The following is a 14211-nucleotide window of genomic DNA, read 5'->3' on the forward strand; positions in this document are numbered from 1 at the left end:
AATCTGACAAATGAAAAAATTAATTTTAATAGCGATAGCCTTTGCATCATTCACTTCCTGTAAAAATGATCTTCAGTAAGTACCAAAAAGTTTCTTGTCGCCGGACCAGTTTTATAAGTCCGATGCAGATGCCATAGAAGGCGTGAATGGCGTGTACTACTGGCTGGTAGGTAATTACCCCAACCGTTTGTTTCAGCAGGAGCTATGGCAGGTGCTGGATGAAAACTGCGATGTTATCAGAACGCCTCATGCGGGCCCGCAGAATTTATCTGCCGGTTCTCCCGGGTCTGCTCCTGTAATGTATAGTGCTTTTTACAAAGGCATCTACACTGCAAACCTGGTGTTGGACAAGGTATCCAAGTCTACAGGTATATCGGATGCTACCAAAAAAAGAGTATTGTCTGAAGCTAAATTTCTGCGTGCACTTTTCTACTATTACCTGACGGGTCTTTTCGGAGATGCGGTGTTATACAATGAATCTAACTACGCTGACATAGATAAGTCCAAAACAATGCCGCGTACACCGGTGTCGGATATACGAAAATCGATGATCACTGATCTTACCGAAGCTGCTGCCGGATTACCTGCTACCTATACTGCGGCAGATAATGGTCGCGCTACCGCAGGTGCTGCATTAGCATTGCTCACCAAAGTATATCTCTGGAATAAAGACTGGACTAATGCAGAAACCACTGCAATGCAAATAAAAACAGCTGGTAATTACCAGCTGTTGCCGGATTATGGGGCGGTATTTGCTGCCAATAACGAGTTTAATAAAGAATCAATTTTTGAGATAGATTTTCAGCCGGTGCTGTTAAACAGCTATCAGCATGCTTTCTATTCCCCTAATAATACAGTGGGAGTAGAGCCTTTTAAAAGCAAGCCATGGTATCGCGTGTATGTGCCTTATCATAATTTCGCTAATAGTTTTGATCCTGCTGATAAAAGAAAAGCGGTACTGATTGCCACGGGTTATAACGGGCAGGCTTTTCTTGTTGATAATACCAATAAGGTAGATGTATGGTTTGGCCCTAAATGGTATCGCCTGGATGCTGATGAACGTAATAGCGGTTTGGATATTTATGTACTGAGATATGCAGATGTATTATTGATGCTGGCGGAAGCCGCCAATGAAAATGGTCATCCCGGTGTGGCGCTGGAAGCACTGAATGAAGTGCGGCGGCGTGCTGGTTTGGCCGATGCCAAAGGACTTGCACAGGATGCCTTCCGCAATGAAATTTATGATGAGCGTGCAAAAGAATTATGTGGGGAAGGACATCGCCGCCTGGATCTGGTAAGATGGGGTAAATATCCACAGGCTGCGAGGGATGCTTCCGTTACCGAGGAAGCTGCATTGTCGGCTTCTTACAAAGATTATTATTCTTTATTACCTATTCCTGCTACGGAAACCCAAAAGAATCCGGCTTTAGGACAGAATAAAGGGTATGAGTAAATGAATGCTGATGATCGTATTTACCCGGTAAGAGGTATGGTGGAGCGATCTTGCATCGCTTAAAAAATAATATTTTATATTTGATAATATCTGATCGCGCCAGTTAACTGGCGCGATTTTTTTGCTTTTGACAAAATGCGTGGTATTCGGTAACTTCAGGTATTCCCCGGTTTAAAAAATATTGTTATGTACTCCAACGACAAATTTCCGGAAGAAATCATTCCCGGTCCACATGTGGAAGCTCATACACTCGCTTTCCTGCAGGCATTAAATGCTGTAAGTACACCAGAACTGTTTGATCTTTCGTTAGCAGAAGCACGGGCCACTATCTCTGCAGAACAAACAACATTTGATTTGAATCAGTTACCGGCGGTAGTAGAAGAGGTAAATATTCACGTGCCGGATGCGCATAGTATCACTGTGCATATTATCCGGCCGGATAAAAACGTAGGGGCGTTACCGATAGTTATGTATTTCCATGGCGGTGGCTGGGTTTTGGGAGATATTGCTACACATGAACGGCTCGCGCGGCAAATAGCTATTGGTGCAGAGGTAGCTGTGGTGCTGGTAAATTATTCCCGTTCCCCTGAATTTATATACCCCACCGCATTGCAGGAAGCCTACGAAGCTACTATGTGGATGGCAGAAAATGGAAAAGTGCTCCACCTGGACACTACCCGCATCGCCGTAGCAGGTGATAGTTCCGGCGGAAACCTGGCTACCGGTGTAACGTTGCTGGCAAAACAAAAAGGCGGGCCAAAGTTGTTGTTACAACTGCTCTTTTTCCCTACACTGGATCATAATTTTGATACATTGTCATATCGGCAATATGCCAACGGATATTTTTTAACGCGGGCGCAAATGCAATGGTTCTGGGATGAATATGTCGGGACCGGCGTTATCCGCAATGAAATAACGGTATCGCCGCTTCGTGCTACCACAGAAGATCTTAAAGGGCTGCCATCTGCCCTGATCATTACCGCAGAACATGATGTATTGCGTGATGAAGGAGAGGCTTATGCCCGTAATTTAATGACAGCAGGAGTAACTGTTACGGCTACACGTTATTTAGGCACCATTCATGCTTTTATGTTCCTGAATAATCTTTGGCAAACGCCTGCTGCTAAAGCAGCCATTGCTCAAGCCAATGAAAAGATCAGAGAGGTATTTGATATCTAACGTTCTAAAATTGCTGTCACGCCCATTCCGCCGGCAGTGCAGATAGAGATCAGCGCACGGCCCCCGCCACGTTCCTGTAATATTTTAGCCGTTTGTGCTACTATCCTGGTGCCGGTGGCTGCAAAAGGATGACCAATAGCCACACTGCCACCTTTTATATTCAGCCTGCTACGGTCAATACTGCCCAGTGCCGTATCCCAGCCAAGTTTCCTGCAATATGCCGCATCTTCCCACGCTTTTAATGTACAGAGTACCTGCCCGCAAAAGGCTTCATGAATCTCATAAATATCAAAATCCTGCAAAGTAAGGTGATTGCGTTTTAATAAACGGGCTACTGCATACGTGGGTGCCATCAACAGTCCTTCACCGTTTACATAGTCTACTGCTGCAGATTCAGCATCTACCAGGTACGCTTGTACGGGCCAGTTATGCTGCTGTGCATACTCTTCAGAAGCTAATAATAATGCGGAGGCGCCATCTGTATACAAGGTACTGTTACCCGCTGTGAGCGTGCCATTGCCGCTGAAGTCAAACGCCGGTTTTAGTTTGGCCAGCTTCTCCGGTGTAGTATCACTGCGTATGATGGTATCTCTTTTTAATCCTTTATATTCAAATACAAGATTATTATAGAAACCTTCCGTATATGCTTTGGCAGCATTGATATGGCTTTGGTAAGCCAATGCATCCTGTGCTTCACGGGTGATACCCCATTCTTTGACCATCTTTTCGGTATGCTGCCCCATTGATAAACCTGTTCTGGGTTCTACAATGGAAGGATATACGGGTGTCAGGTCTTTAAAGCGGATAGAAGTCAGCACCCTGAGCCTTGCACCCAATGTTTTGGCATTGCGGAGGTCTGTCAGTTTCCAGGCCAGCTGTTGTTTGAATAGCAGGGGAATATCGCTGTTGGTATCGCTGCCGCCGGCAATACCTGTTTCTATCTGGCCACAGGCAATGCGCAGTCCTAGCTGTATGGTTGCATCCAGACTGGTACCGCAGGCCCTTAGCATATTATAGGCAGGGGTATGCGGATCAAGTGTAGTGCCCAGCACACATTCCCTGGCAAAGTTCCATTCGGTAGAGCGGTTGAGTAATGCGCCCAGGGCTACCTCTCCCAAACGTTTTCCCGACAGCTGATAACGCGCTATCAGTGCAGTCAGACAGGCAGTGAGCATCTCCTGGTTGGAGAGATGATTATAATGAGTAAAGGACTTTACAAAGGGAATACGTTGCCCGCCTATGATAGCTACCTTTTTCATAAAACGCCATTTAATTAAAGTTAACGATTAAGCGGATAGAAAGTTATTCATTACGTCCGCGTATCTTTTATGGCTGTTTAGAAAACAAAAAAGATAGGTATCAGAAACGCATTGGGGGCGCTCTGAGGAACGGGTAGTTACAATGAATAGATATGATTTACCGGATTAGGCAGCGGCTTGCCTTCAAATGCGGCTATAATATTTTGTGCGGCAATCCTTGACATCGCATTCCTGGTTTCTACTGTGGCAGAACCAATATGTGGTAACACAGCCACAGTGGGCATATCCAGCAAAGGATTACCTGGTTGCATGGGTTCAGGATTGGTTACATCCAGCCCTGCACCCCAGATACGGCCTTGTTGCAGTGCAGCTATCAGGTCTGTCTCATTGTGAATACCACCGCGTGCCGCATTAATAAAAATGGCGGTGGGCTTCATTTTATCGAAGGCCTCTTTATTAAATTTTTCTTTTGTTTCTGCTGTCAGAGAGGTATGTACACTGAGCACATCACTCTGTTGCAGGAGCCCTTCAAAAGATACCTGTACTGCTTGTAGTTCTTTTTCTGCCGCTTCATTGCGTTCCCGGTTGCAATAAATTATTTTCATGCCAAAGGCATCCCGGCAACGTTTGGCCATCACATAGCCAATATTTCCAAGTCCCCAGATGCCCAGCGTTTTTCCTTCTATTTCAATGCCCAGGTTGGCAGTAGGTGTGCTAAACCCCCATTCATCGTTTATAATTCTTTTATGGTGATAAAAAGCTTTCCGGGAAACAGCCAGCATGAGTAAAAATGCAATGTCTGCGGTGGCGCTGCTTAATACACCCGGTGTGTTGGTAACCGGGAGCCCCAGTTCTGTAGCGGCTTTTACATCTACATTATCATATCCGACAGATAATAAACTGATCACTTTTAAATGACGGCAATGTTCCATAAAAGCACGGTCTATTTTTCTGCCACCGGCATATAATAATGCGTCATGATCTTTACAATGTGCAATCAGTTCTTCGGGGGTAAGATCACGGAGTTCTGTCCACTGGGTAACGATAACGCCTGCACGTTGCAGGAGTTTTAAACCTTCTTCCGGAATAACCCTTGTTGCAAATACCTTCATGGTGTAATTTTTTTAGATCTTTTAATCATCTTCCATATTTCAAACCACAAGACCGATACGGCACTGATGCCCGCACAAACCAGTAATTCCTGCAGATCTAATGGTGCTATGCTGAAGAAGCTTGCTATGGGCGATATATATAACATCGCTGCCAGCAGAAAAAGCGTGGTGCAGATAACACCTACCATTAATTTATTACGGTTGCGCATGCTATGGATGAAAGAATAATAGAATGAGCGGTTCACCAAGGTAAGAAAAATATTGGCGAGTACCAGCGTGGTAAACACCATGCTGCGGGTAGCTACCTCATTGTAGCCGTTGACTACGCTCCATTGGTAAGCGGTTAATACACCCGCTGTAATAACCAATCCCTGCAGGATGCTGATATTCATTTCACGAAAAGAGAGAAATGTTTGCGAGATAGGTCGTGGTGGTACCTGCATGGCATTACGCTCCATCGGTTCATTTTCATATACAATAGAACAGGTGGGGCCCATGATTATTTCCAGGAATATTACATGTACCGGTGTGAAAATATTCGGATAGATCCATCCCAGGAATAACGGCAGTGATACCGTAAGCATGATGGGGATATGAATGGAGATAATATACTGCACTGCTTTTTTGATGTTGGTATAGATACGTCTACCCATTGCTACGGCGTCTACCATGGCGGACAGGTCATCATTTACGAGAATAAGTGCCGCTGCCTGTTTGGCAATTTCTGTTCCCTTCCTTCCCATGGCAATGCCGATGTGTGCTGCTTTCAGCGCGGGACCATCATTAACGCCATCACCTGTCATGGCCACTACCTCGCTATCTGCTTTGAGTGCGTTAATGGCAGCCAGCTTGGCTTCGGGAAACATGCGTGTGAAAATATTAACCTTTTGCAATTGTTGCTGCATATCAGTTGTACTCATTTGCATCAGTGCTTCACCGTCGATGGCTGCATCTGCATGTGCTAATCCTGCCTCCGCGGCAATAGCTTTGGTGGTAACACTATTATCTCCTGTAATAATCTTTATAACAATACCTGCTTTATAAAATTGCCGGAAAACAGCTTTGATATGAGCTTTGGGAGGATCATAAAATGCAATGAGGCCTATAAATGCAAAAGGTAATTCCTGTTGTGTAGCAGGGAAATCGGTGCCTGTAAAGGAAGATGCAGCTACTCCCAATACACGGTAACCTTTTTCAGCCAGTGCATTTAATTGCTGCATGATCCTGGTTTTGTCTTCCTCTTTTAAGGCACAAACGGTTAAAATGGCTTCCGGCGTACCTTTGGCGGCAATCATACGATGCCCGGCATTATCTTCATAGATATGTGTCATCATAGGAGGCTTGCCGTCCAGTGGATACTCATGTATCATATTGTATTGCGTACGCTCATCTGTGGTGTTACTGTTTTCGTATAGCCGGTGCAGTGTTTTCTCCATCGGATCAAAGGGTACCGGTTCGCTGGCCCACATAGCCATGGCAATAATGTTGGCGGGCCAGTTGTCCGTTTCATACAGCGTATTATCTGCGGCATTATACACTGCTTGCAGGCTCATTTTGTTTTCAGTGATAGTGCCGGTTTTATCTGTGCATATGATAGTAGCGCTGCCCAGTGCTTCTACGGTGCGTATCTTTTTTACAATAATGCCCAGTTGCATCAGTCGCCTGGAACCCAGTGCCATAAAGGTGGTGAAGGCCACGGGTATTTCTTCCGGGAGGATAGACATGGCGAGTGTAAGTCCTTTCAGTAAACTATTCATAATGCTGCCGCTGCGGATGTAGTTAAATAACCATATGGCCAGAAAAACGATGATACCTGCTACTGCCATCCATTTCACAAATTGCTGAATTTGTAATTGCAACGGGGTAGCCTCTTCTTTTATATTTAAGATAGCCTCGCCGAGTTGCCCTAATTTGGTACCGGCACCTACATTTTTCACTTCAATAATAGCCAGCCCGGATACCACTAACGTGCCGCTATATACGTTGTTATCTTCGTTGTCTGCCTGCTTAAAAACCGTATAGGCTTCACCGGTAAGCGCAGATTCATTTACTGAAAAATCATTGCTATGTACAATTACACCGTCTGCATTAATGGTATTGCCTTCGGTTATCAGCAACATATCGCCGGTAACGATATCTATGGTAGGGATACTTTTTAATACACCATTGCGGATCACTTTGCTCAGGGGTTCATTCATTTTTTCCAGTGCCTCCAATGCTTTGCGGCTGCGGCTATCCTGGTAAACGGAGATGCCGGATACCAATGCAATCGCCGCCAGCATAAAATAAGCTTCTCCCCATTCTCCCATAATAAAATAAATAACGGTAACGGCTATCAGTAATATGAGCATAGGTTCCTGTAATAATTCCTTTAACACCTGCACTACGGGGTTTTCATCTGGTACCGGTGTCGTATTACTGCCGTACTGTTGCCTGGAAGCTGCTACCGCAATGTCATCCAGCCCTTTTATGTGTTCAGGGAGATTGATCTGATAGGCCATATCAACTTATTTTAGGGTGTAGTAATCCGTTTATTGAAATTACGAATTAGTAAAATTTTTCCCCATCTTTATCTCATCTTATTACAATAACAGTGAAACTAATGAACAGAAAAAGCTGGATAGCAGGGGTACTGCTGTTCTTTTCCACTTCCGTGTCTGCACAGGATTTTCCTGCGGTACAACAACTGGCGCAACGCCGGGTACCCTGGCTGGCGTCTTCGCTGGTATTGAAAGGTATACCTGCAGAAAACGGGAAAGATGTATTTGAAATCAGCACACCGGGTAAGCAGGTATACATCAGCGCATCCAGTAGCAGTGCGGCAGCTGCGGGGTTGAACTGGTACCTGAAATATTATTGTCATCGTAGTATGTCGCATATGGGCGATAACCTGGCGGCCGTATCTCTCTTGCCGCCGGTAAAAGAAAAGGTGCATATCAATACTACTTTTGACTACCGTTATGCGCTGAACTATTGTACGATCAGCTACACGATGAGCTTCTATAGCTGGAAGGACTGGGAACATGAACTGGACTGGATGGCGTTGAATGGCGTAAATGTGATGCTGGCTACAGTGGGTACGGAAGCGGTATGGCAACATACTTTACAGCGACTGGGCTACAGCAATGAAGCTGCGCGGCAGTTTGTGGCTGGTCCGGGTTTTACTGCCTGGTGGCTCATGGGCAATCTCGAAGGCTGGGGTGGGCCCGTTACCCAACAAATTATTGACGACCAGACCGCCCTGGAAAAGCAGATCCTGGCCCGCATGCATGATCTGGGCATCGCACCCGTGCTGCAAGGCTTTTACGGCATGATCCCCGTGAATGCGAAAGAAAAGATGCAGCTCAATGTAGTAGCACAGGGCAAGTGGGCCGGAGGCTTTCAGCGCCCGGACTTCCTGGTGCCTGGCGATAGCAACTTCACAAAAATTTCCGGTATCTATTACGAAGAGCTGAAAAAATTATATGGCAGCGATATCCGCTTTTTTGCCGGTGATCCCTTTCATGAAGGCGGCAATAGCAACGGCGTAGATGTAACCGCTGCTGCCCACAGCATTCAAAAGGAAATGCAACGCTACTTCCCTGGCAGCACCTGGATTTTACAGGGCTGGCAGGCCAATCCGTCTACAGCGTTGCTGGCAGGCCTGGATAAATCCAAAGTATTGGTGCAGGAACTGTTTGGTGAAAATACCGCCAACTGGGAACAACGCAAAGGATACGAAGGCACTCCCTTTATCTGGTGCAGCGTAACCAATTTTGGTGAGAAGCTGGGGCTGTATGGTAAGCTGCAACGTTTTGCAGATGAAACCTACCGCGCAGCGCAGGGTCCATACGGTAAACTGCTTAAAGGTATAGGTATCATGCCGGAAGGTATCCACAACAATCCCGTGATCTATGAACTTATGATGGAGCTGGCCTGGCATCCGCAACATGTGGAAGTGAAGGACTGGATAAAATCATACGTACGTTCCCGTTATGGTACCGACAATGCAGATATGCAGGCTGCCTGGCAGGGGCTCATTGCCACTGCTTACAGCAGCTTCCCGCAATTGCAGGAAGGACCTAATGAATCTGTGTTTTGCGCACGCCCTACAATGGAAGACCACCCCGTATCTACATGGGGTACACGTAAGCGGAACTATGATACCCAAAAATTTGCAGCAGCAGTAGCCTTGTTTATGAAGGCAGCTCCCAGGATGAAAGATAATACGACCTACGAAATTGACGCGATCGATTTTCAACGGCAGGTAATATCCAATAACGGCGAAGAAGTATATGGAGAGATGGTGAAAGCCTATCATAATAAGGACCTGGGTGCGTTCAAAAAAATATCTGCCAGTTTTCTCGCCATGATGCAACAACAGGATCTGCTGCTGAGCGGTAATTCGCACTTCCGGCTGGATACCTGGTTGAAAGCTGCACAGCACCTGGGCAAAACACCTGCGGAGAAAATATTGCTGGAGAAAAATGCACGTACACAAATTACTTACTGGGGCCCCGATAATCCGGATACAGACCTGCATGAATATGCCAATAAGGAATGGTCGGGTTTAATGCGCAACTATTATATTCCCAGGTGGAAAATGTTTATAGCAGCACTCACAGCTCAACTGGAAGGAAAGGAGTTTAAGCAACCGGATTTTTTTGCATGGGAAAAAAACTGGGCGCTCACAGGGAAATAATGATCCTTTATTATTCCCGGATGAAACTCTACAGTGAATGGATGAAAAACTTTGCCACGCCAGTATAGCAAAGAATGGGAATGAGCAACCGCGTTCAAAAACGAACAACAGCTATGCTGAAAGTGAACGTTCTGATTGTTTTTGTAAATTGTAAATTGCTGATAGTCAATCTGTATATAATCAGGCATTTTTTTTCGGAGCAGTAAACAAAATCCTCGTGCTATGTTTTGGAACTACTGTAAGATTGCGTTCAGAAATTTATGGAAGAATAAGTTTACTGCGGTTATCAATATAGGTGGATTAGCTATTAGCCTGGCCAGTTTTTTCATTATTTTGCTCTATCTGAATTATGAGCTCAGTTATGATCAGTGGGACCCTTCATTGAAAGCAGTATATCGTGTATCCCAGCAATCGGATAATGGTTTTGCCAACAATCAGGCACCTATACCGCTGGCATCACTGCTGCAACAGCATTTGCCGGAGATCATTGCTTATACACACATTCAGCCATCCGGAGAGCATGATATGCTGGTTAGCCAGGGAGATAAAAAAATTTATCAGAAAGATCTGGTGATGGCAGACAGCTCCTTTCTACAGGTATTCCCTTATCACCTGGTAGCAGGTAATGCGGCTACTGCATTACAGGAACCATCCTCTGCACTGATTTCAGCAACTGTTAGTCATAAACTGTTTGGTAACAGTGATCCGATAGGAAAGGTGATTATGCTGTTTAACCAAATCCCCTTTACCGTTACTGGTGTTATCCAGGCAGCTGAAACGCCATCACACCTGCATGCGGAGGTGGTATTGAGAGATCCTTTTTTGGCACGGAACAGTGGCTGGGGTAATCTGTCCTATGTTACGTATATCCGTTTACGTGATGCATTGCCTGTAGCGCAGTTAGAGGATAAAGTGAACCGTACTTACTATGAAGATCATGTGCGTAAAGGAAAAGAAACATACGCTTCTTTTTTACAGACAGGACATACACCTTCACTGATGATAGATGCTGTGAAAGATATTCATAACTTTCCCCGCTTTGGCAGCAGTCCTTTTCATACTACACTTATTCTCTTTTTACTGGCTGCTTTGCTGCTGCTGAGCGGTGCTTTGAATTCCAGTAATTTATCGCTCGTAAAAACATTGAAACGTTCACGCGAAGTGGGTGTACGAAAAGTACTGGGTTCCAGCCGTAAACAGATCCTGAGCCAGTTCCTGCTGGAAGTAACCCTGCAATGCAGTATCAGCCTTGTGCTGGCACTATTGCTTTGTGTGTTAGTGTTGCCATTGTTCAATAATACCTTTGGTTTATCCTTATCCTTTTTCCGGCAAATGCAATCATATGCTGTGCTGTGGCAGTCTGCCGGTGCATTGTTGCTGATCATATTAATTTCAGGTTTATATCCGGCGCTGATATTTTCCGGTCAGGGTGCGGCTAAAGTATTAAAGGGTCATCTGACGATGGGCATTACAGGCAGACGTTTCAGCCATTCGTTAATAGTAGTGCAGTTTGCCGTATCGGTATTTTTTATTATCAGCGTGTTGGTAATGGAGCAGCAGATGCAGTATATGCGGCATAAAGACATTGGTTTTAACGGGGCTCAGGTGGTACAGATAGAAGCCACGCAAAATACCCGTGAAGATAATTTTGAACAAACAAGAGCAAAGTTATTAAGGATTCCGGGAGTACAGTATGTGTCTAAATCCACTGCTATACCCGGTAGTAATGAAGTGGATACTGTTACCTATAATTTCCGTTATGCCGGTAATGATAAGCCTATGGTTTCTGTAAGGGTAAGTACCGATTATTTTGTTACGCTGGGAATAAAAGTATTGACAGGAAGATTATTTGCTACCAATCATCCGGAGGACTTTGATAATACGGCTATCATCAATGAAACAGCGGCTAAATCGTTAGGAGTACAGGACCCTGTTGGCTCACAGATCCGCTTTGCTGGCTGCGACAGCGTACCTTACCAGATTGTGGGGGTGGTAAAGGATTTCCAGGTACAGGGATTTGAAAGCAGGGTGCGTCCTACGCTTTACAGTACCTCCAATGGTCATTGCTCTTTCCAGTCCGGTGGCGCTTTGCTGGTAAAGGTCAACACGGCTGATCTGGATAAAACCATCGGCAGTATCAACCAGCTATGGGAAACAGTAGAGCCTGGGTTTCCACTGCGTTACTCTTTCCTGGATCAGAACTTTCAGCAGTTATTCAGCAGCTATACCCGTGTGCAATATATTATACGTGTATTTACAATTATCTCCATACTCATTTCTGTAATGGGATTATTGGCTTTGACCGTTTATATAACAGAGCAACGTACTAAAGAAATAGGTATCCGCAAAGTGCTGGGAGCGAGTGTTGGTGGGATAGTAGCACTGTTGTCAAAGGATTTCCTGAAACTGGTGATAATGGGGATTATAGTGGCATCGCCGGTTGCGTATTACCTGTTGCAGCAATGGTTGAAGGACTTTGCCTACCGGGTAAGTATCAGCTGGTACATGTTTGCCCTGGCGGCGGCAGGCGCCTTGCTGATAACCATTGTTACAGTAGGTTTTCAGGCAGTGAAGGCAGCTATTGCTGACCCGGTGAAGAGCCTGAAAGTAGATTAATTCATTTAAAAAGCGCAGGGGACCGGCCAATAGCCGGTCCCCTGCGCTTTTTATTTTACAGCTGAACAGATATTGTGCTGATGTAGTAACTTTCAGGGCCAAATATGCCGGTTCTGGCATCAGACGGCATGAGGATTGCGGAGATCTTTTTTAGCATTACTTCTTCAGTCATATTTAACTGTCAGCATTTCACATGGAAGCATCAGCCCGGAGCAATAGTTTTATTGCATATGTCACAGCAAATAAGTGGATGGTAGCCGTCATCTGTATGGTTAGTCTTTTAAGGCTTTCATTCATAGATATTATGGGGCCGATGCCGCAGGATGCCTATTATTATTTTTACGGGCAACATTTTGCCTTATCCTATTTTGATCATCCACCGGCTATTGCGTGGATACTGCGGGCTTTTACGGATTTGTTTGGTCCGCATGTATTTGTTATCAAGTTGGCAGATACCCTGATTACCATTTGCACCCTGTTAGTCTTTTATCAGCTCTCTAAATTATTCCTTTCGCGCCACCGGGCATGGAACGCGTGGCTGTTGTTGTATTCCACACTGATGGTAACGGTGCTGTCGCTGGTATCTACGCCGGATGTGCCGTTGATGCTGTTCTGGAGCCTGTCGCTGATTGCAATATATCGCGCGGTATTTGAAGGGCGCCGTTTGTATTGGATATGGGCAGGCATTGCCATGGGACTGGCATTTGACAGTAAATACACAGCTATATTTTTACCTGCCGGGGCGGTGTTGTATTTATTATTGTCAGATACACACCGCAAATATTTATGGTCGCCATGGCTGGTGTTGAGTGTACTCTTTTTCTGTATTACTATTTCACCGGTGGTGATCTGGAATGTGAGCAACCAGTTTGCGTCGTTCCGGTTTCAATCTTCAGGAAGGGTAAGTGGTGCAGAGCTGCATCCGTTGGATTTCTTTGGTGTAATAGGCCACCAGGCGGCTATCTTGCTGCCTGTATTGCTGTTTGCATTGTTTTATTATCTCTATAAAATAATTCGCAAATACAAATGGCAGATCACCCGGATACCCGCTGAACAGTTATTTCTCTTATGCTTTTTTGTACCCATTTTCGCAGGCTTTTTTATATTATCTCCTGTTTATTGGGTGAAGATCAACTGGTTGATGCCCGCTTATATTACCGGTATTATTTGGGTAAGTACCTGGTTAACTTCCAGGTATATCCGCTGGCAGTGGTTTTTTGCAGTGATAGTACATTTGGGGCTGGCAGTAGAAATTATTTTTTATCCCGTGCCTATCCACTCAGATGATACGATGATAGGCTGGGAGGGATTAGGCACCGGTGTTAAAGCAGTAGCAGCGCAGTATCCGGATGATTTTATTTTTTCTGCAGATGATTATAAGACAAGCGCCATGCTGAATCTTTATCTCGGCAAACTGGTATATTCGAAAAATATACTGGGTGAAAATGCACTGCAATTCGATTTTATAGGCACAGATATCCATTCCCTGAAAGGCAGGAATGCCATCTTCATCAATTCTTTAACAGATGTAAATGATGAGATCGATGAGCAGCAGGATGTGGAAACACTCCGGCCTTATTTTTCGGGCATCATCTCCCTGCCATCCATTGTGGTGAAGCTGCACGGCCGTGTGGTCAGGAAGTTTCTTGTATTCCGCTGCATGGACTACCAGCCACCGGCTAACGTGCCGGTTAAAGAATAGGTGACCACCGTCACCTAAAACATTGACGAAGATCAGCAGGAACCCAATCTATATCCTTGTTCAGCATTGGCAGGGGTGTTATTTTCATATCTGCAATTGAACATCCACCGGGAGTTCTCAAAGCATGTGAATCAAATCAACAAAAACTGACAATGTGCTGTTGTAAGAGTATCACTGTTGTCACAGGCAGTGATACTTTTGTGGCACCT

The 14211-nt window shown here is 45.1% G+C and carries 8 protein-coding genes; 5 read left to right on the forward strand and 3 right to left on the reverse strand.

Annotated features, from left to right (window positions below; genetic code table 11):
• Positions 1–94: 94 nt before the first annotated feature.
• Together CLV51_RS11935 and CLV51_RS11940 are read left to right on the forward strand one after the other, a co-directional pair.
• On the forward strand, positions 95–1453 hold the full coding sequence (locus CLV51_RS11935; RefSeq protein ID WP_106528255.1) for a RagB/SusD family nutrient uptake outer membrane protein: 1359 nt from the start codon (positions 95–97) through the stop codon (positions 1451–1453).
• A 186-nt stretch (positions 1454–1639) separates the two neighbouring features.
• The gene (locus CLV51_RS11940; RefSeq protein ID WP_106528256.1) at positions 1640–2632 is read left to right on the forward strand and encodes an alpha/beta hydrolase; all 993 of its coding nucleotides are present in this window, start codon (positions 1640–1642) and stop codon (positions 2630–2632) included.
• On the opposite strand, the gene CLV51_RS11945 is transcribed toward CLV51_RS11940, so the two are convergent.
• The 3 genes from CLV51_RS11945 to CLV51_RS11955 all read right to left on the reverse strand — a co-directional run bounded on the left by CLV51_RS11945 (position 2629) and on the right by CLV51_RS11955 (position 7504).
• A complete protein-coding gene (locus CLV51_RS11945; RefSeq protein WP_106528257.1) occupies positions 2629–3891 on the reverse strand; it encodes an acetyl-CoA C-acetyltransferase in 1263 nt (420 codons plus the stop codon). The two genes, CLV51_RS11940 and CLV51_RS11945, sit on opposite strands and share 4 nt — an antisense overlap.
• 137 nt (positions 3892–4028) lie before the next feature.
• The gene (locus tag CLV51_RS11950) at positions 4029–5003 is read right to left on the reverse strand and encodes a 2-hydroxyacid dehydrogenase (RefSeq protein WP_106528258.1); all 975 of its coding nucleotides are present in this window, start codon (positions 5001–5003) and stop codon (positions 4029–4031) included.
• The gene (locus CLV51_RS11955; RefSeq protein WP_106528259.1) at positions 5000–7504 is read right to left on the reverse strand and encodes a cation-translocating P-type ATPase; all 2505 of its coding nucleotides are present in this window, start codon (positions 7502–7504) and stop codon (positions 5000–5002) included. The genes CLV51_RS11950 and CLV51_RS11955 overlap by 4 nt, the downstream gene beginning before the upstream one ends.
• Before the next feature lie 101 nt (positions 7505–7605).
• On the opposite strand from CLV51_RS11955, the gene CLV51_RS11960 reads away from it, so the two are divergent.
• The 3 genes from CLV51_RS11960 (at position 7606) to CLV51_RS11970 (ending at position 14002) form a co-directional block, all read left to right on the forward strand.
• Positions 7606–9684 (forward strand): alpha-N-acetylglucosaminidase, encoded by a 2079-nt coding sequence (locus CLV51_RS11960; RefSeq protein ID WP_106528260.1) that lies wholly within the window; start codon positions 7606–7608, stop codon positions 9682–9684.
• A 222-nt stretch (positions 9685–9906) separates the two neighbouring features.
• Entirely contained in the window at positions 9907–12300 is a 2394-nt protein-coding gene (locus CLV51_RS11965) for an ABC transporter permease (RefSeq protein WP_106528261.1), read from the forward strand.
• A gap of 193 nt (positions 12301–12493) precedes the next feature.
• The gene (locus CLV51_RS11970; RefSeq protein ID WP_106528262.1) at positions 12494–14002 is read left to right on the forward strand and encodes an ArnT family glycosyltransferase; all 1509 of its coding nucleotides are present in this window, start codon (positions 12494–12496) and stop codon (positions 14000–14002) included.
• The last annotated feature ends 209 nt before the right edge of the window (positions 14003–14211 follow it).

This window comes from Chitinophaga niastensis (assembly GCF_003014755.1).
GTDB lineage: Bacteria > Bacteroidota > Bacteroidia > Chitinophagales > Chitinophagaceae > Chitinophaga > Chitinophaga niastensis.